Source organism: Richelia sinica FACHB-800 (assembly GCF_014698825.1).
GTDB lineage: Bacteria > Cyanobacteriota > Cyanobacteriia > Cyanobacteriales > Nostocaceae > FACHB-800.
In genome coordinates, this window is the sequence record NZ_JACJTT010000040.1 from 1 (window position 1) to 19,832 (window position 19,832).

General features: G+C 41.2%; 12 protein-coding genes. 6 read left to right on the forward strand and 6 right to left on the reverse strand.

Translation table 11 applies throughout. The features are described 5' to 3' along the window. Positions 1 to 98: 98 nt before the first annotated feature. Positions 99 to 386 (reverse strand): hypothetical protein, encoded by a 288-nt coding sequence (locus tag H6G73_RS20390; protein WP_190607793.1) that lies wholly within the window; start codon positions 384 to 386, stop codon positions 99 to 101. Positions 387 to 422: 36 nt separating this feature from the next. After that, on the reverse strand, positions 423 to 911 hold the full coding sequence (locus H6G73_RS20395) for a hypothetical protein (RefSeq protein ID WP_199317799.1): 489 nt from the start codon (positions 909 to 911) through the stop codon (positions 423 to 425). Positions 912 to 1,116: 205 nt separating this feature from the next. Between H6G73_RS20395 and H6G73_RS20400 the strand changes: the two genes are divergently transcribed. Further along, complete coding sequence (locus tag H6G73_RS20400) at positions 1,117 to 1,698, forward strand: Uma2 family endonuclease (protein WP_190607796.1); 582 nt, start codon at positions 1,117 to 1,119, stop codon at positions 1,696 to 1,698. Between the two features lie 303 nt (positions 1,699 to 2,001). Here the strand turns inward: H6G73_RS20400 and tnpA are convergent, their stop codons facing one another. Next, a complete protein-coding gene (gene tnpA / locus H6G73_RS20405) occupies positions 2,002 to 2,415 on the reverse strand; it encodes an IS200/IS605 family transposase (protein ID WP_190607798.1) in 414 nt (137 codons plus the stop codon). Positions 2,416 to 2,488: 73 nt separating this feature from the next. Here tnpA and H6G73_RS20410 point away from each other — a divergent pair, with 73 nt between their 5' ends. Continuing rightward, positions 2,489 to 3,733, forward strand: a complete 1,245-nt coding sequence (locus tag H6G73_RS20410; protein ID WP_190607863.1) for an RNA-guided endonuclease InsQ/TnpB family protein — start codon at positions 2,489 to 2,491, stop codon at positions 3,731 to 3,733. A gap of 72 nt (positions 3,734 to 3,805) precedes the next feature. Here the strand turns inward: H6G73_RS20410 and H6G73_RS20415 are convergent, their stop codons facing one another. Next, positions 3,806 to 4,900: a phosphotransacetylase family protein gene (locus H6G73_RS20415; RefSeq protein ID WP_190607800.1), complete on the reverse strand. Its 1,095-nt coding sequence runs from the start codon at positions 4,898 to 4,900 to the stop codon at positions 3,806 to 3,808. A gap of 127 nt (positions 4,901 to 5,027) precedes the next feature. Then, positions 5,028 to 5,402 carry a type IV pilus biogenesis protein EbsA gene (gene ebsA, locus H6G73_RS20420; RefSeq protein WP_190607802.1) on the reverse strand — a complete coding sequence of 125 codons (375 nt, stop codon included), beginning with the start codon at positions 5,400 to 5,402 and terminating at the stop codon, positions 5,028 to 5,030. A 277-nt stretch (positions 5,403 to 5,679) separates the two neighbouring features. Here ebsA and H6G73_RS20425 point away from each other — a divergent pair, with 277 nt between their 5' ends. Continuing rightward, positions 5,680 to 7,089 carry a glycosyltransferase gene (locus tag H6G73_RS20425; RefSeq protein WP_190607803.1) on the forward strand — a complete coding sequence of 470 codons (1,410 nt, stop codon included), beginning with the start codon at positions 5,680 to 5,682 and terminating at the stop codon, positions 7,087 to 7,089. A gap of 161 nt (positions 7,090 to 7,250) precedes the next feature. Here H6G73_RS20425 and H6G73_RS20430 read toward each other — a convergent pair whose 3' ends face one another. Continuing rightward, positions 7,251 to 9,320 carry a DNA polymerase III subunit gamma/tau gene (locus tag H6G73_RS20430; protein ID WP_190607805.1) on the reverse strand — a complete coding sequence of 690 codons (2,070 nt, stop codon included), beginning with the start codon at positions 9,318 to 9,320 and terminating at the stop codon, positions 7,251 to 7,253. Between the two features lie 191 nt (positions 9,321 to 9,511). Here H6G73_RS20430 and H6G73_RS20435 point away from each other — a divergent pair, with 191 nt between their 5' ends. The 3 genes from H6G73_RS20435 (at position 9,512) to H6G73_RS20445 (ending at position 19,707) form a co-directional block, all read left to right on the forward strand. Next, a complete protein-coding gene (locus H6G73_RS20435; RefSeq protein WP_190607807.1) occupies positions 9,512 to 10,180 on the forward strand; it encodes a hypothetical protein in 669 nt (222 codons plus the stop codon). A gap of 247 nt (positions 10,181 to 10,427) precedes the next feature. Further along, positions 10,428 to 14,051: a CHAT domain-containing protein gene (locus H6G73_RS20440; RefSeq protein WP_190607808.1), complete on the forward strand. Its 3,624-nt coding sequence runs from the start codon at positions 10,428 to 10,430 to the stop codon at positions 14,049 to 14,051. Positions 14,052 to 14,325: 274 nt separating this feature from the next. Next, positions 14,326 to 19,707, forward strand: coding sequence for a trifunctional serine/threonine-protein kinase/ATP-binding protein/sensor histidine kinase (locus tag H6G73_RS20445; RefSeq protein ID WP_190607810.1), 5,382 nt, complete (start codon positions 14,326 to 14,328; stop codon positions 19,705 to 19,707). Positions 19,708 to 19,832: the final 125 nt, after the last annotated feature.

Here is a 19,832-nt window from a genome sequence, read left to right on the forward strand (position 1 = left end):
CCATTTGGTGCGGTCAATTACTAGATATAGTATTTCTTTCTCTTCAAAGTATGTCTCTAACCACACTTCAATTAATGGTAGCCATATCTTCTTAATTGTCAATTTTGATCAGGAACATAAAATACCCTATCACCACTGGTAACTTCATACTCCCAAGCACCCTTATAAACTTTCCCTTTTAAAGGAAAAACCCGCTTAGGTTGTCTAGTTGTTGGTGCATTACATAAATCTTCATAACAACGAATACAATTTTCTGGATAAAGTTGCATTAAAGCTTCCCACTCTCGATTAACCCTTTTATTTTTAGCAACTACTAGCCAAGTTATAATTGTTTGAGATAATGCAGGTGCAGATAATTTTACTTGTGGGGGTTCTACATTATCCATTAACTCATTTTCAGCAGCATTATCCGACCTAAAAAATCACACACCGTTTTTATTCATAGGTGGTGTTAAAGGCATTTCATCACTCTCATCCTTAAAAGCTGCTGCTAACTCAGAACTACTAATAGCTATTGCACTTTCTTTCCACTCATGAATGATTGCATCAATCAAATCCCAAGCCTGATTAGAAGTATCAGTTAAACGAAAAGCCTCACTCACTTCTTTAATAAAATCTTGCAATTCATCAGCATCAAATACGCTTAACCAACCATAGGGATGTTCAGACCCTATTTCTTGACTCAACAACAACCGAAACGCTACTGATAAAACCTCAAAAACCGCCTTACTTTGATTTATTCCTTTCACTAAATAACCCACATCTTCACGGCGCAATAGCGCAAAAAATTGGTCATTTCTAGTAATAGTAATTGGGCGTTCATAAGCCTTATCTAAAATCTTTCCAGGTTGACGATTTAACTCAGTAGCAGTCACTAACTCATCTGAGAACGCATTACTAAAAATTGCCATTGACATGATACTGGCGTTTTCCAGAAACGCTGAATTAAAACTTATAGGTTAAATGGCTATACGTATAATAATACGTATCTCTTATTTTTTGTCAATAGGTAATATTAAAAGCCTCTTACTTTGCGTCTTTGCGTCTTTGCGTGAAATCAAAAATATTGATAATTGCTATACTCTAAACATTATTCCATACTAACTATAAAAAGATATGACTCTTAACCAATCTCACCCCTATCTTTCCCCAGAAGAATATTTAGAATTAGAGAAAAATAGCCCTATTAAACATGAATATATTCAAGGGCAAATTTACGCAATGGCTGGTGCTAGTGATGCCCATGTGACAATCACTACTAATCTAGTAGCCCTTTTAAGAAATCATATTCGTGGTACAGGATGCCGTCTTTACGTTGCTGATATGAAAGCTAGAATTGAAACTCTGAATATTTTTTACTATCCTGATATCATGATAACTAGCTATTCCAGAGATACAGAGTTTGATTATTTTAAATGCTATCCTAGTTTAATCATTGAAGTTTTATCACCTGCAACTGAAGCCTTTGACAGAGGTGATAAATTTAGCGACTATCAAGAATTAGAAACATTGCAAGAATATGCTTTAGTTAGCCAAAATCGTCAAAGAATTGATTGTTTTCGTCGCAATAGTCAAGGAAGATGGGAACTTTATAGTTATAGAGAAAATCAAGAATTAGAGTTAAATAGCGTGAATTTTAAATGTCTTTTAACTGATGTTTATGAAGACGTTATTTTTACAGATAATATGAATAAATAAATGTGAATTCGACGAAAATAGTATAAATATCTACACCGACTTTGCTGTACAGTGTAGGTTTGTTCACACTAGAGGAATTACCTCTGTTGTTTCAAGTAAAATCCAAATTGTGTAAACGGGTAAAGTTTAGCTTGAACTGACAGAAGCCTCTCGCTCACTGCGTTCGCGTTAGCGTTCCGAAGGAAAGCAGGAGCGATGAGATGAATGGGTCTTGTGTTGACGACAGTTCCCCGACCAATGCCGATAGGCGTTCGCGTAGCGTCTCGTAGAGAGGGAAGGGAGCATGGAGGAAACGAACAATTCTTAATCTTCTGGTTGTTGCTGATTTTCAATGTATTTTTTCAAAGTTGAAACGGTAACACCACCACAACTAGCGATAAAATAAGACCCATTCCAAAAGACATCTTTGCTATAAAAAGTGTTTAAATGTTCAGAAAATTCTTGTCTCAATTTTCTAGAGGAGATAGACTTTAAGTTATTGACTAACTTACTAAGTTCTAGATCAGGATGGTATTGGAATAGAAGATGTATGTGATTGTCTTCACCGTTGAACTCAACAAGCTTGCAATCCCACTTTACTAATAACTCCTCAAAGATAGTATGCAGGCGTTCTAGCATTGCTGAGTTAAACGCTTTGCGCCTGTATTTTGTTGTTAAAACTAGGTGAGCTTTCAGGTCACTAACAGACCTCCCTTTGGAAACAAAATCATTTTTCATTGGATGTAGACTTAAGATAAAATCAGTGTATACTAAAAACATAGCACTGATTTACAAAGGTGGTGATAAACAGTTGAGGACGGCATATCAGTACAGATTACGCCCGACAAAACAACAGGTGACAGAAATAGATAGATGGTTGTCTATGTTGTGCGCTCAGTATAACTATTTGTTGGCAGATAGATTTAATTGGTATGAGCAAAATCGCTGTCCTGTAAATGCCTGTTCTCTTGTTTGTCACCTTCCAGAATTAAAAGATAATCCAGACTATTACTCTCAAAAAAAGACATTACCTGAACTCAAAAAAACTCATCCTCATTATGGCGATGTTTATTCACAAGTTCTACAGGATGTAGTTAAAAGAGTTAAGATAACTTTTGATCGTTTTCTCAAGGGTGATAGCAACGGAAAACGCAGTGGTAAGCCGAGGTTTAAATCTAGAAGTAGATACAAAACCTTCACTTACCCACAAATTAAAGATGGTTGTTTACAGGGTAATTTAATTGATTTACCAAAACTAGGTAAAGTTAAAGTTGTGCTGCATCGTCCGTTGCCTGATGGCTTTAAGATTAAAACTGCTTCTATCACTAAAAAGGCTGATGGTTATTACTTAACTCTCAGTCTAGAAGATTCTACAGTCCCAGAAATTAATCCGGATATTAATCCAGAATCAATAACTGGTATTGACATGGGATTAAAAGAATTTTTGACAACGACTGATGGTGAAACAGTAGCTATCCCTCAACACTATCGCAAAACACAAAAACGATTAAGAGTTATCCAGAAGCGTGTTTCACGACGCAAGAAGGGTAGTGTTCGTAGAACAAAAGCTGTTAAACAACCGGGTAAACAACATAAAAAAGTTGCTGACAAGCGCAAAGATTTCCACTTTAAAACTGCTAACAACTTATTGAAAAAATATGACGTAATCGCACATGAAGATTTAAACATCAAAGGACTTTCAAAATCTAGACTTTCAAAATCTGTACATGACGCTGGTTGGGGAAATTTTTTATCAATACTGACAAATAAAGCCGAAAATGCTGGTTTGTTGGTAATACCTGTTAAAGCATCTGGTACAACTCAAGAATGTTCTAATTGCGGTGCGAAAGTACCAAAAAAATTACATGAACGATGGCATGAATGCCGTTGTGGTTGCTCTTTGGATCGTGACCATAATGCAGCCATTGTCATAAGAAAAAGAGCCGAGGGGCATCCGGTTCTTAAAGCCAAGAGTCTCCTACGCAATAGCCGGATTGTCTTGGAAGCCTACACTGTATGCGTTGGCGAAGCCTCTCGTAGAGAAGCATCAGCGTAGGAGTATGTCACTGTAGTGATTAGGATTTACGCTTGCGATTAACCAGTACGTTTAAATAAAGTGAGCAGATATTTATGACAGTGCCGTGGCTGGGTTAAGTCCCAGTTTGGATAATAAGCGGTCAATGTCAAAATGTTCTGTCATCAATTGACGGATGTATTCCACTTTGACGGGTTCATGAACACGAACCTGGCCAAATGTGCGGTCTACGATTTCAACGGTGGTCAAGGTGTCTAGATCCACTGACAAAATCGGGATTTCTAGCTCTTCAGCGCGATTGAGGATAAAGGGTGGTGGTGGTAGTTGTCCGGTGAGGATGAGACATTGGGTAGAGGTTTCTAAGGCGGCTTGTTGAATTTCCACACGATCGCCCCCCGTCACCACAGCCATATTTCGCCGTTTGCGGAAGTATTTCACTGCCGCGTTGACATTCATTGCCCCAATGGCCAAACTTTCCACTAATAAATCCAAGCGATCGCTACGACACAGCACTTCCGCATTCAACTGTTTCACCAGTTCACCCACGCTGACACTGCGAAGTAGGTCACTCTTGGGTAACATTGCCAAAACCGGAATCCCCTGCTGTTCCAAAAATGGCCGCAGAATATTATTTCCCGCTTCTAATTGTTCTGCGGGTACTTCGTTGATCACCACACCAATCAAGCGATCGCCCATTCTTTGTTTAGCAGACAATAAGCCTTCCACAGACAGCAGTGACTTATAGCGTGATACCAAAAGTACCGCCGCGTCTAATCCTTCTGCTACCTGCAACAAAGATAAACCAAATAAATTACCTTCCGACAAATCACCAGGCCCCTCCAGCAACACCAAATCACCTCTGGGGACTTGCAAATACTTTTGTACTAGTAGTTCCTGATAATCGGTTTTGTCATTCCCTTTTAACCGTTTGTGTACAGTTAATTCATCTAAAGATAACAGCGTTGGAGCTACACGGTTTTCAGTGAGATTCAAGCTATCAGTAATGAACTGGACATCTTCTTCAACGACAGTTCCCGTAGAGGTCTGCAAACAAGTCCCCAAGGGTTTACCGTAAGCAATATCCAGTCCTTTTTGTTGTAGCTGATGAGATAAGCCTAGAACCGTTGCGGATTTGCCACTGTAAGTCTCAACGGAGCCAATTAGCAAATATCTAGCAGATGTCGGCACACATGCACTCCTAATTTCAAACGTCTGTAGAACTCAGCTAGGTGTTTACTAATTTTAGTTGCTTCTGGCAAAAGGCTGATGCTATGACTAAATCAGTTTTTTCTCAAAATTGAGCCAATCCGCCTTTTTATTCATCCACGCGCAGCAGTTTGCGGTAAAAAGACTTAGAAAAATCACTAATGCGATAGCGTCGATAATTTTCGAGCAATTCAATTAAAAAGCTAATATATTCAAAACTGGCCATCATCACTTCATAATTTAATTCCCCATTGCCGTCAAACTGGATACGGCAACGAGTTAAATCTGAGGGTAGAGTAGCCACATTCCAAGTGGCGACAAAAGGAATATTATCACTGGACTCGATTTTGCGTTGTCCTTCCAAAACACCTTTTTGATAAAGACTGATGGCATAGGGTAATAAAGTCCGCTTACTACCCTGAATATAAGGCAGATAAACCGTTGCTTGTTGTTGACTAACAGGCTGAAGTTGATCAATAGACATATTTATAGCCTCCCTGACTGCTCAAATCCATAAGTATGTTTAGTTTTCACCAATTAAGTATGCCCATAAATGAGTATGTACACACAACTCCAGGTCTGTTATGGTAAAACTTCACCACTGGCGTAGCATTTTTACTTTATTGGAATTAATTTAGACCAAATTAGCTTCCATATCTGAAGATACATTTCTTGATGTATATTAATGACATAGCTCACGGTTTCTTTACCGTCTTTAACAGCTATGTAGACAAAATACTGGTTTTTTAATCAAATAACCTATGCCAGCGAATTCCTGGCCCGACAACGATTCTTACCATAGCAACTCTGATCCGATTAACTCCCTATTATCTGAGCTATCAGCAGATACGGAGCCAGAAGTAGAGACTGATACTGAGTCTTTACCATCATCTCGGTTTCAAGGACGTAGAGGTAAAGCCGCTCTAGTTTTAACCATCGTCTGGGGTAGCACCATTGCCCTACATTTAGTGTCTTGGTCTGCCATTTTTATCCTTGGACTGACGACAATTTTAGGCATTCATGCCATCAGGATCATTTTTGCCAGACCACGCCATCATTCCAAAGCGATGCAGGGAGACTTGCCTTCTGTCTCCATACTAGTAGCAGCCAAAAATGAGGAAGCGGTAATTGGCAGATTAGTCAAGAGTCTTTGTAGCCTGGAATATGCCAACGGGCAGTACGAAGTTTGGATAATTGACGATAACAGCACTGACAGCACCCCGCAGTTATTAGCCCAATTACAAGAAGAATACAAGCAGCTGAATGTTTTTCGCCGCTCTCCCCAAGCGAGTGGTGGTAAGTCAGGGGCGCTCAATCAAGTCCTACCCTTGACTAGAGGCGAAATTGTTGCCGTTTTTGATGCTGATGCTCAAGTAACGCCAGATTTATTGTTGCAAGTTGTACCTTTATTCCAAAAAGACAAAGTAGGGGCGGTACAGGTACGAAAAGCGATCGCCAATGCTAAAGAAAACTTTTGGACTAAGGGACAAATGGCAGAAATGGCCGTTGATACTTGGTTCCAGCAGCAACGCACAACCATTGGTGGGATTGGTGAATTACGCGGCAATGGTCAATTTGTCCGCCGTCAAGCCTTAGCTAGCTGCGGTGGTTGGAACGAGGAAACCATTACCGATGATTTGGACTTAACAATCCGTCTCCACCTACACAAATGGGATATAGAATGCGTGTTCTATCCACCAGTGGAGGAAGAAGGGGTAACCAATATAGTTTCCCTGTGGCATCAACGTAACCGTTGGGCAGAAGGAGGCTATCAGCGTTATTTAGATTACTGGGATCTCATCCTCAAAAACCGGATGGGTACACGCAAAACCTGGGATTTGCTGATGTTTTTCCTGACTATGTATATATTACCAACAGCAGCAATACCGGACTTGCTGATGGCAATAATTAGCGATCGCCCTCCAATTCTTGCGCCTGTCACCAGTCTATCTATTACTATGTCAGTAGTGGGAATGTTTGCTGGCTTAAAGCGAATACGTCAAGACCAAGAATTGAAAGGCTCGACCTATTGGCTATTAATCCTACAAACCATTCGTGGCAGTTTATATATGTTGCACTGGTTAGTAGTTATGAGCAGCACCACTGCCCGTATGTCGATCCGTCCCAAACGCCTGAAATGGGTCAAAACCGTACACACAGGCGCACATTAAAGAAGATAGGAAAGAGAACTCAAAAGGAAGATGAAGGAGAAAATTTTCACACTTCATCTTCTTTTATTAGGGAACAGGTGACAGGTGACAGGTGACAGGTGACAGGTGACAGGTGACAGGGAACAGGGGGCAGTGTTAAAAGCTGTCTGTTGCTATAAAACCTAATCATCGTCGTACTCATACACCTCTAAATCAGTTACAGCGATCGCATCTGGTAACTCCATCGCGTCATCATCCAGACGAATAATTTGCCCCTTAAAAAAATCTGCTAGGCTTTCTGCGGCTTTTTTCACCTCATCATGATCCCAATTGGATGGAGAAGGTTTAGGTTGGGGTGGTGGTGTAGTGGGGACTGGTACAGTTTTTGTGACTGGAGGCTCAATTCTCGCAGGTTGTGGTGTGGGTGTAGGGACTGGTGGAGGTGAGGGTGGAGGTGTGGGTGTGGGTGTAGGTATGGGTGCTGGTGAAGTAATTTGTGGCTTGTAAATAGATGTTGGTGGTTGTTGAACACGGGTGGAATCTTGGGGTGAAGAGTAACTTCTCGCTGATGTAGCTGTAGCACCAGTGGCTTTTTCCAAAAAGACTTGAATTTCCCGCTGATAAACCTGTTGGAAAGCCCCAGTAATTATCGCCGGTAGGGAAGATTTATATCTTTCATACCATGCAGCTTTAATGGCCACGCGGGCCACCTGACCATCAAAATCAGCTAAATGGCTCATTTGGCTGAGTAAGGATTTGGTTGATCCCTGGGGAATATAGGTACAAACTTGTTGCCAAATCTGATTTAAATCAAATTGTGGTTGGGTTAAATTTTCCTGGGGTGGGATCTGTTCTACAGATGGAGCTAATGTTTCTGTAGTGGTGGGGGTAACTGGTTGTGTAGCTGCTGTTTGATGTGGTTGGGTGACAGTGGCTGCAACAGAGTGAACACGAGAGTTTTCATTAACTGGTGTGTGAGTAGCTGCTGGTGATGGAACTGAACTATGGGTGAAATGATGGGGTTGGGAATTAAGGGGAGTATGAGCGGGAACGGCTGGATTTTGGCTTGGTTGAGGATGATTGACTGGTGGGGAAGAATTAATAGCAGGGGCAGCAGGTGTATTAATTTGTGGTGGTAGAGTTAATACTTTGGTAGGAATATTGGCACTAGGAAGTAACCCCAGTAATGTGACTTCTAACCATAAATGTGGCTGGGTGGTATTTTTCAGTTGGACTTCCGCACTTCTCAAATGCTGTTGTCCCTGCAAGATAGTGGTGATTTCTAACTTGTGAGCAAAACTAACTAATGCTTGCCAAGTTTCCTTGGTACAAGCCACTAAATCTTGGCGATTGGGTGCTGTTTTCGCTATCAGTAAATCTTTGTAAAAAGCCGCCAGATTTTGGAGAATCGTCAGCGGTTCACGACCACGATCTAAGATTTTGCGAGTACAATCTAATACAGTTTCTGGATGGTCTTGAGCGATCGCTTCTAATAATCCCAGTAAATCCTGTTCACTCACAGAACCGACCAAATCCCACACCTGGTGAGGTCTGACTTCTCCCGATAATAAAGCTAATTGATCCAATAAACTTTCCGCGTCACGTAATCCCCCTTGGGAAAGTTGGGCAACTAAAGTAACAGCATCAGGTGAAATTTGAATATTTTCATTAGCAGCAATATTGCTCAAATGCTTCACCATCGCTTCTAGCTGAATCCGGCGAAAATCAAACCTTTGACAGCGAGAAATAATCGTTGGTAATACTCTTTGGGGGTCGGTTGTCGCTAGGACAAAGACCACATGTTTAGGTGGTTCTTCCAGGGTTTTCAGTAAAGCATTGAACGCTGCCGTACTGAGCATGTGACATTCATCAATCACATAAACCTTATATCGACACTGTACAGGAGCAAATTGGGCCCGTTCAATAATTTCGCGAATATTATCAACACCAGTATTACTGGCAGCATCAATTTCTATAACATCAAGAGTGTAACCTTTGGTAATGCCTTGACAGGTATCACATACACCGCATGGCTGTGCTGTGGGTTTGTCACTGTTGAGGCAGTTGAGGGATTTAGCGAGAATGCGAGCGCTAGAAGTTTTGCCTGTGCCTCTAGGCCCAGTAAATAAATAGGCAGGAGCGATTTTGGCAGAATTAATAGCATTAGTGAGGGTAGTGGCGATCGCTTCTTGGCCCACCAGTTCAGCAAAACTCTTTGGGCGATACTTATGGTGCAGGGGTTCGTAAGACATGGAGGGAGATGTCAATGCCTTTGATAGTAGAGTCGTAGCACCCAGTCGAGTTTGGGGTTTAAATATTCTAACAACTGAGGCACATTTCCTTGTACGGCAAAATTAACTACGGATTTACAATTGATTACGATGTAGCAGCTTATCATCTAGGTCGCTACAATTTGAAGAGGCAAAAATTATTGGTACAGTAGATGCTCAAGCGGCTAATTCAGTGGATAAAAAGATTTTTTCAACGCTTTTTGGGGGGGAAAGCACGTCCTACTCCTGAGAGCAAGGCTGTACAAATAACATCAGCACCACCTCTAAGTGATACGGATCTGGAATTTCTCTTCACAGAACTTTTAGAAGGAGTTCATCAAGCCAGAGGCCAAACTTGGGCGCAAAAGTGGCTAAATAATCTTGAGCATCGGGTCAACACTGAACGCTGGTTAAGTTGGTTACAAGGATTTGGCGAAAGACTATTAGCAACACAAAATCCCCATAATGAATTAGCTGCCCGCTTAGTACAGTTGGGAGAATTAAATATCGGCCCAGTGGGCGACCTAGCTTATAATATTGGTATGCAGTTATTGACCCGGCATCAAGGCGAACCCATTTGGGAATATGATGGGCCAGACACTGTAGGTCAAACCGCTCCAGAACCAGCAATTGCCGCTTCTACCCAATCAGAAGAGTTTCCAGACGCAGAGTACCAAACCATTACTCTTGAACAGTTACTTGTACTGTTGCAACAAGATGAAAATCTGCGTCAACAAATTGCTCAACAGTTGTCCCTGGAAACCGATGATCCACAATTGATTATTCAGACCTTAGTTCATCAAGCGCAGATGGAAGAACAATCCTCTGTAACAGAAGATTAATTGGGCATCTCCTCATCTTTACTGCCTTCTCAGTGTAAGATTACCAATGTCATTTATGTTCCCCTCCTCTCTTCGTCCCTATCTTCAGGCACAAAAAGAGTAAACTGGGGATTGTCAATGATACCCTTTTGTATAGTTTTTCACTAACTCCACCATGCAGCTTCACCTTAATTACTTTGTTTTTTCCGTAATTCATGATTTTTTTGACACAACGATGGCTACAATCTAGGAGAAAGAAAATCCGAGAATGTGGCAGATGTTCAGGTGGCTATCGCAGTGGCTTAACAGTGTTTTACAGTATCTTCCTCACAGTCTTCCCCTGAAGGATATCAAGACTGGGAGAGAGGAGAATTTGGTAGATTCACTGCCAGAACTAACTAATGCGGATCTAGAATTTTTGTTTACCGAACTGCTGGAAGGTGTGCAACAAGCACGGGGCCAACAGTGGGCAGTAAATTATTTACAGCGGATGCAACCGCGTATTAGTGAAGAGCGGTGGTTAGATTGGCTGCTGATGTTTGGTGAACGATTATTAGCCTCTCCCGCACCTAATCATCACCTAGCTGGAAAGATGATTAAATTGGGTGAACTGGGTGTTGGTAGAGTTGGTGATTTAGCCTTTGATATTGGCATTCGACTCTTAAGACGGGATTTTGTTCAAGATACTGCTAATAGTAGGGTTGTAGTTGCAGTACCACCAGCAACAACAGTAGCAACAACACCTGTAGTCGATGCATCTTTAGATAGTCCTGGGCAGCAATTAATCCGGGAATTAGGTGAGCAGTTATGGGAATATGATGGGCCGGATGCACCCAATGTCGCTTCAGTAACTAGTCCGGTGGCAGAAGAATACCAATTCACCACGAATTTCCATATCCAAACACCAGCACCAACAGAGTCGGACAATAATGAAGTTTTCATCTATGAATATGCTGTAGATCCTGAAGCTGGGGTAGTTTTTGAATATACAGAGCCAGCTAGAACCGCCACAAGTGAGCCTGTAGAGGATAATAGTTTATATTCCCCATCTACTGATTTACATTCCTCTAGAGCCAATTTAGAGCCGGATACCATAGCCCAAACTTTAGATAATTTGGCTAGCAGGTTAGAAGAAAACACGAATCTTGTTCAACAAATTGCTTCGGAACTAGCCTTAACCAGACAAGGGCTGATTGAGCCGGCTAAGGCGCAAATCACCTTGATGAATCAGGCCCAAGTCTTTTTCTATGAAGGTTTAAAGCAGGCGAAAATCGGAGATTTAGAAGGGGCTTTAGCTTGTTATGGTCAAGCTACTAGGTTGCAACCAGATGCCTATGAATATTGGTTTAATCAAGGGTTGATTCTGTTTCATTTACACAGATTTGATGAAGCATTGGCAGCTTATGACCGCACCTTGGAGTTAAAACCTGATTTTTACACGGCTTGGTATAACCGTGGTGGTATTCTAGGGGAAATGGGCGATTTTGAAGGAGCGATCGCATCATTTGACCAAGCCATCAATGTGAAGCCAGATGATTCAGGAGCTTGGTCTAGTAAAGGTTTAGCACTACTGCGGTTAGGACTAATTTGGGAAGCAGTGGCTAGTTATGACCAAGCTTTGCAATTACAACCAGAAGACCAGGAAATTTGGTATTACCGGGGTGTGGCCTTGGCTGTAGGTGAACAATATGAAGATGCGATCGCTTCCTATGACCAAGCCTTAGAAATTCAACCAGATTATGATGAGGTATGGATTGACCGGGGTGTGGTTCTGTTTAATCTCAAACGTTGGTCACAAGCCATTGAATCTTGGGATAAGGCCCTAGCTAACCAGCCAGAACTATATTTAGCTTGGTTTAATCGGGGTGTCGCTTTAGATAACTTAGGCAATCAAGGGGAAGCCATCGCTTCCTATCAAAAAGCCATTGCTATTAAATCAGATTTCCACCTGGCCTGGTACAACCAAGCAGTCGCACTTTTCCATCTGGAAAGATTTACAGAAGCGATCGCTTGTTATGATAGCGCCCTCAGCATCAAACTAGATTATTGGGAAGCTTGGATTGGCAGAGGTACAGCCGCAGGTCATTTAGGTCATGAACACAACTCCCTCAGTTTAACTAGTGCGATCGCTACCACTAATCCTGCTTTAAATGTAGGCGGTTATGAAGGGAAAATCGCCAGTTATCAAGAAGGATTAAAACATCTCCGTCCCGACACTCACCCAGAGGGTTGGGGAAGATTGCATATCGTGATTGGTAACACCGACTATGAGCAAGGAAAGAAAGAAGATTTACCCCGTCTGTACTGGCAAAATGCCGTCCTTGCCTATCAACAAGCATTATTTACCCTCACACCTACAGATTTCCCGGAATTACACCTAGAGGTTTTACAATCCCTCACCAAAGTGTTAATTAGTTTAGGAGAAATCAGCGTTGCCCAAGCCTCTCAAGTCCAAGCAGTAGAAGTATTACAAGAACTCCTCAATCAAGCTGTTCGCAGCGATGAAAGTAAAAAACAATTGGCTTTGCGATTTGCAGGTTTAGGACAATTAGCCGTAGATTTGGCAGTAGACGCAGGTGACTTTGTAGAAGCGTGGGAAATAGCAGAACAAGGGAAAAATGATTGTTTGCAGTGGCTCTTATTTGGTTGGAGTGATTATGTTCACTCTACTAAATACAAATCGGTTCAAAAATTATTAAATCCCTCTACAGCTATAGTTTTTTGGCACCTTAGCCCTGCGGCACTACATACATTTATTATCAAAGACCAAGCACCATCACCGATATTAGTATTTACACCCATTCAAGATGTCCAAGCCATCCCAGAAGGGGTACAGCGGCTGATTGAGTTTGAAAACTGGCTAGCTGATTGGCAAGGTATGTATTATGATTACTGCCAAAATCATCAAGATGCAGAGAATCAGCATCATCCTTGGCGTGGGGAAATGGAACAGAAGCTTTTACATCTGAGGAGCATTCTGAATATTTCCACAATTGTGCAGGAACTAGAAGGGATAAATAATTTGATTTTAGTTCCCCATCGTGATTTAGCTAAGTTACCTTTACAAGCACTTTTCTCATTATCTTCTGCCGCTACGAGCAACAATTACACTATTTCCTATCTTCCTAGCACTCATTTAGGTATTACTTCCAAAATAGATATATTATCTGATTGGCAAAATCAGAAATTATTGATTGTTGAACAATCTAGTCTAGCAGGTGAATCTGAACTAAATCCGCTGCAATTTTCAATAGAAATAATTGGCAATTTATTTACTAATAAATATAGGTTACCAGGTTATCAAATTAATAAGAATTATCTCGATTCCTGGATAGTGAATGGCTACAATATCCTGCATCTAAGCAGTCATGCCCAAAATAATTTAAATCAGCTTGACCAATCACAAATTATTTTGAGTAATGAAGAAAGGCTAAATTTGACAGAAATCGTGCAACAATCACTATTCAATTTAAATTTGGTGACTTTAGCAGATTGCGCTACAGTTTATCAGAGCAATCAACATATCAACAGTGAATATTTAGGGTTAGAAACCAGTTTTATGAATGCGGGAGTGCCCTATGTCCTCACTACAATTTGGGATGTAGAATCCACAGCACAAGCTTTGGTGATGATTGAATTTTACCGCCAGTTGCAGTTGCAGCAGTCACCAGTGATAGCTTTAGCTACAGTTACCAATTGGTTAAAAGAAATAACTAATAAAGAATTAACCCAATGGTATGAACATCTACTAAATAATCTGCCTGGAGAAGAATTCAAGGTGAGGAATTATTTAGCTACACAACTGTATCAAACTAGTAAGCTGCCAGCAGACCAGAAGTTATATGATCATCCTTATTATTGGGCAGGATTCATACTTCTCGGTAAACCGTAGAAGCACATTTTCAATTTATCTGACATTTCTTGCCCAAGGGCAAATTTTGGCCATGGACTGAAAACCCATCCCTGAGGTTTTGTCCCAAACCATGATCTAGTCTATTCTTAACGTAATCTTTATAGTTACTAATAATTATTCCTCAGTAAATATACTATATATAATAATTCCTAATCAAATGCTGAAAGCTATTACTGAACAGATGATAGGGCAATGTTGACTATCTTATAATTGGTAGCAGACTTCTACTCGAATGGGTTTAATATTTCACTAGATGAATACCACTACTTGCACTCCCGTCATTCCGGGTTACCACATTAGCAAACTACTCTATGCAGGACATAGAACCACAGTCTATCGAGGGATTAAACAGCTAGACCAGCTACCAGTAGTCATAAAACTATTAACTTCCGAATACCCAAATTTCAATGAGTTATTGCAATTTCGTAACCAATATACAATTAGTAAAAATTTGTATATTCCTGGTGTTGTGCGCCCATTGTCATTAGAAGTATATGGCAATGGTTATATTTTAGTAATGGCAGACCAGGGGGGAATTTCCTTACGAGAGTATATCAAAACAAATTACCTGAACCTGGAAGAATTTTTAGCGATCGCCATCCAATTGACGCAGATTCTCCATGATTTACATCAAAACCGTGTTATCCACAAGGATATCAAGCCAGCCAATATCCTGATTCATGCACAAACAAAACAAGTTCAACTGATAGATTTTAGTCTTGCATCTCTGTTACCCAAAGAAACCCAAGAAATCAAAAATCCTCAGGTTTTAGAAGGAACACTGGCTTATATTTCCCCAGAACAAACCGGGAGAATGAATCGCGGTATAGACTATCGCAGCGATTTCTACTCTTTGGGAGTCACGTTTTATGAATTATTGACAGGCAAGTTGCCATTTAGTAGTGATAATCCCATGGAGTTGGTGCATTGTCATTTAGCCAAGTTGCCTAGTTATGTATCGGATATTAAACCAGAAATTCCCCTGGTAATTAGTAAAATCATTCATAAACTCCTGGCTAAAAATGCCGAAGACAGATATCAAAGTGCTTTGGGATTAAAGCATGATTTGGATAATTGTTTATCTCAACTTAAAAATACAGGGAAAATCACAGATTTTGCCATTGGTAACAGGGATTTGTGCGATCGCTTTCTCATCCCAGAAAAACTATACGGCAGAACACAGGAAGTTACCAGCCTCTTACAAGCTTTTGAGCGGGTGACTGATGGCACATCAGAGATTTTGCTTGTAGCAGGATTTTCAGGGATTGGTAAAACCGCAGTTGTTAATGAAGTTCATAAACCAATTACTCGTCAGCAAGGGTATTTCATTAAAGGTAAGTTTGATCAATTCAATCGCAATATTCCCTTATCGGCCTTTGTTCAAGCCCTCAGGGATTTGATGGAGCAGTTATTATCAGAATCGGACAGCCAATTAGCACAATGGCGGAGTAAAATACTCGCTGCGGTGGGGGACAATGGCCAGGTACTCATTGAAGTGATGCCAGAACTAGAACAGGTCATCGGTCAACAACCCCCTGCACCAGAATTAGCAGGAACAGCCGCCCAAAACCGTTTTAACTTATTATTTCAAAAATTTATCGCCGTCTTTACTACACCAGAACACCCATTAGTCATGTTTCTGGATGACTTGCAGTGGGCAGATTCTGCTTCCTTGCAGTTGATTAAACTGCTGATGGTAGACCAAAGTTATTTGTTATTGTTGGGAGCTTATCGAGATAACGAAGTGTCTCCTACCCATCCTTTGATGTTGACCTTGGAGGAACTCAAAACAGGGGGTACAACGATTGAGACAATTACCCTCACACCCCTCACCCTGAGTGATACCAATCAGTTAGTAGCAGATACCTTGCATTGTACAACTGAGCGATCGCTACAACTAACAGAATTAATCACCCGCAAGACCCAAGGTAATCCCTTTTTTATTACCCAATTTCTCAAAGCCTTACACGAAGATGGGCAGATTACCTTTAATCGTGATCATGGTTATTGGGAATGTGATATTGCCCAAATTCATGGCCTTTCCCTCACCGATGATGTGGTGGAATTTATGGCCCAGCAGTTACAGAAGTTGCCCAGTCAAACCCAACACATCCTCAAGTTAGCTGCTTGTATAGGTAATCAATTTGATTTAGCCACCTTAGCAATTGTTTCTCAACAGTCACAAGCAGACACAGCCGTAGCTTTGTGGAAAGCATTACAGGAAGGATTAATCCTGCCCCAAAGTGAAGTATATAAATTTTATTTATCTCAGGATAAACAAGACGAGAATCATCCACAAGTCCAGAACTTAACCTATCGATTTTTACACGATCGTATCCAACAGGCCGCTTACTCTCTCATTCCTGATGCCCAAAAACAAGCTACTCACCTGGAAATCGGTACTTTATTGTTAGCTAATTTATCAATTGCTGACAGAGAAGAACGTGTTTTTGAAATCGTTAACCATTTAAATATTGGCCAAAAATTACTCGCTCAAGCCAGCCAAAAACAAGAACTTGCCCAACTCAATTTATTGGCAGGTAATAAAGCCAAAGCATCTACAGCTTATGCTGCGGCTTTAACATACATTACCGCGGGAATGGAACTTTTACCCCCAGATTGTTGGCAAAGCGATTATCACCTGAGTTTGTCTTTGTTTAAAGCCAGGGCAGAAGTTGAGTATTTAAATGGCAATTTTGCCGCAGCAGAAACCTGGTTACATCAGACTATAGAGCGAGCCACAGCACCTCTAGAAAAAGCCGAAGTTTACAATATGGCGATCGTGCAGTACACCCTGCAAGCCAAGTATCCACAAGCCATTCAAGCCGGTCGTCAAGCCCTAGCTTTAGTCAATATTGACTTACCCGAAGCAGATTTTGACCTTGTGCGTGATGCCGAACTAGCAACCATTCAAGCCACCTTGCAATCTCGGTCATTTTCTGAATTGATTGATTTGCCCATCATGAGTCAACCAGAGCAAAAAATGGCCATCAAGTTATTAATTAGCATGGGGCCACCGACCTATCGTTCCCATCAAAGACTCTGGTCTGTCATCTGTGCCAAAGCCGTGAATTTGTGTTTACAGTATGGGAATACCCCAGAAATCGGCTATATTTATCCAGCCTTTGGAGGCTTACGGGGATATGCCTTGAATAATTATCAGGGTACTGATGAATTGCTAGATGTCACCCTGCAATTAATGCCAACATTTAATAACAAATCGGCGGAGAGTGTCGCTTATTTAATGATTGGTAGTTCCTTGCGACATTGGTCTCATCCCTTGGAGATGGCAACCCAAGATTACCTCTCATCCTATCGCGTAGGTTTAGAATCCAGTAATTTGCAATATGCAGCTTATGCCTTTGGGCATAATATGTACTGCCGGTTTTATCAAAGTGTTCATCTCGAAAAACTATTCACAGAAATATCTGAATCCTTAGCATTTAGCCGCAAATATAAAAACCAGTGGGCAATAGACCTATTTTTAGGTGGACAGATCATCCTGGCAGAATTAATGGGGCAAAGCTTTGAATTGACTGAGTTCAACTATTTAGAACAATGTCGCCAGCATAAAAATTGGCAAGTGATTTGTATCTACAATATTCTCAAAAGCCAAGCACTTTTTTATCATGAACAGATAGAAGCGGCATGGCGCTATAGTGAGGAAGCAGAAGCCGAAATCATCAATGTGGCTCCCCAAGGATTACTGCCCTATCCTTACCATTGCTTTATCTATACACTGTTGTCCATTGCCCGCTATCCTGACCTGTCGGACGCAGAAAAACCAAGTTGTTGGCAAAAAATTTCTACCTATCTGCAAAAACTAACAGTTTGGTCAGAAAATAATCCTGTGAATTTCCGCCATCTTTATTGTTTGGTGAAAGCGGAAATGAGCCGAGTCCAAGGTGATATGGTGGGAGCCATAGAAAATTATGATCATGCCATTGCAGAAGCGAAAACCAATGGTCATCTTCAAGTAGAAGCCTTAGGAAATGAATTAGCGGCTAAGTTTTACATCAACTGGGGTAAAGAGAAAGTAGCAGCTAGTTATATGCAAGAAGCTTACTATAGCTATGCTCATTGGGGTGCAGTAGCTAAAATTAACCATCTAGAAAGCCGCTATCCCCATTTACTACGTCCTATTTTCCAGCCAGGAACACCAACCCTCAACCCCTTGGAAACCCTAGCGGCTATGGTTACTCCTCATGTTTCCATCCATTCTTCGACCAATGGAACTCCCTCTACTAGTCAGGGAATTAATGTCGTTTTAGATTTTGCCACTATTCTCAAAGCCTCTCAAAGCTTATCTAGCACTATTCAACTGGATGAATTGTTGCACCAACTCACTCAAATCATTCTCCAACATTCTGGAGGCGATCGCTGTGCTTTAATCCTGCCCAATCACGAGGGAGAATGGCAACTGCAAGCGATCGCTACAACCTCAACCACAGAACTGTGTTCACAACCTCTAGAGGGTAATTCTCAACTACCAGTGAAGTTGATCCAGTATGTGAAGAATACCCAAGCAGTGGTGGTCATTAATGAACTCAAAACCGATTTACCTGTGATTGATGAGTATCTACGTCAGCACCAACCCAAAAGTGTGCTGTGCTTACCAATTCTCAATCAAGGCAATCTGATCGGCATTGTATTTTTGAAAAACTGTACTACTAGTGGGGTGTTCAGTAGCGATCGCCTCCTCATTCTCAATTTCCTTTGTACCCAAGCGGCTATTTCTCTGGAAAATGCACGCCTTTATCAACAATCCCAGGCCTATGCTCAAAGGTTGGAAAAATCCCAACTGCAAATTATCCAAAGTGAAAAAATGGCATCTTTGGGTAATTTGATGGCTGGAGTTGCTCACGAAGTCAATAACCCCATCGGCTTCTTGAATGGTAGTATCAGCAATGCTAAAGAATACGTAGAGGATTTAATTGGACATCTAGAACTGTACCAACAAAACTATTCTCAACCGATAGATTCAATTCAAGACAACGCGGAAGATATTGATTTAGAATTTTTAGTTGCAGATTTACCGAAGCTGCTGAATTCCATGACCACAGCTACTGAACGGATTAAATCTATTAGTACCAGTCTGCGTAACTTCTCCCGTGCTGACAAAGACTACAAAGTCATGGCTAACATCCATGAAGGTGTGGATAGTACCCTGCTGATTTTAAAATACCGCCTCAAAGCTAATGAACGTCGTCCGGCTATTATCATTGAGCAAGCATATGGGGATATACCGCTCATCGAGTGTTTCCCTAGCCAGTTAAACCAAGTGTTCATGAATATTTTGGCTAATGCCATTGATGTGTTTGATGAAATGGCACAAACTCAGACCTTGGCCAAGATGGAAAATCATCGTCAAACAATTACTATTCGTACAGAAGTAATTGGTGAGCAAGTGAAAATCGCCATTCGAGACAATGGCACAGGAATGAGTGCTGATGTGAAAAACTGCATATTTGACCATTTATTTACAACCAAACCAGTCGGTAAAGGCACAGGATTAGGACTAGCGATCGCTCGACAAATTGTCACCGAAAAGCATGGTGGGAAAATTGAAGTTGATTCCACCTTAGGAGAAGGTACAGAATTTGCGATTTTCCTACCTTTGAATTCACCAACCTAACTGTGGAGAATTCTTGCCTTTACTGTCGGGGCGGGTTAACAAGTACCCTGGTTGAGGAATTCAAGATATTGATAAACCCGCCCCTACTATATTGACTGTAGTACCCTGGTTGAGCAATTCCCTAT

Excerpts from the sequence above, each read along its gene's own strand:
- H6G73_RS20390 (WP_190607793.1), bottom strand. The coding sequence starts at position 386 with ATGGATAATGTAGAACCCCCACAAGTAAAATTATCTGCACCTGCATTA.
- H6G73_RS20395 (WP_199317799.1), bottom strand. The coding sequence starts at position 911 with ATGGCAATTTTTAGTAATGCGTTCTCAGATGAGTTAGTGACTGCTACT.
- H6G73_RS20400 (WP_190607796.1), top strand. The coding sequence starts at position 1,117 with ATGACTCTTAACCAATCTCACCCCTATCTTTCCCCAGAAGAATATTTA.
- tnpA (WP_190607798.1), bottom strand. The coding sequence starts at position 2,415 with ATGAAAAATGATTTTGTTTCCAAAGGGAGGTCTGTTAGTGACCTGAAA.
- ebsA (WP_190607802.1), bottom strand. The coding sequence starts at position 5,402 with ATGTCTATTGATCAACTTCAGCCTGTTAGTCAACAACAAGCAACGGTT.
- H6G73_RS20425 (WP_190607803.1), top strand. The coding sequence starts at position 5,680 with ATGCCAGCGAATTCCTGGCCCGACAACGATTCTTACCATAGCAACTCT.
- H6G73_RS20430 (WP_190607805.1), bottom strand. The coding sequence starts at position 9,320 with ATGTCTTACGAACCCCTGCACCATAAGTATCGCCCAAAGAGTTTTGCT.
- H6G73_RS20435 (WP_190607807.1), top strand. The coding sequence starts at position 9,512 with ATGCTCAAGCGGCTAATTCAGTGGATAAAAAGATTTTTTCAACGCTTT.
- H6G73_RS20440 (WP_190607808.1), top strand. The coding sequence starts at position 10,428 with ATGTGGCAGATGTTCAGGTGGCTATCGCAGTGGCTTAACAGTGTTTTA.
- H6G73_RS20445 (WP_190607810.1), top strand. The coding sequence starts at position 14,326 with ATGAATACCACTACTTGCACTCCCGTCATTCCGGGTTACCACATTAGC.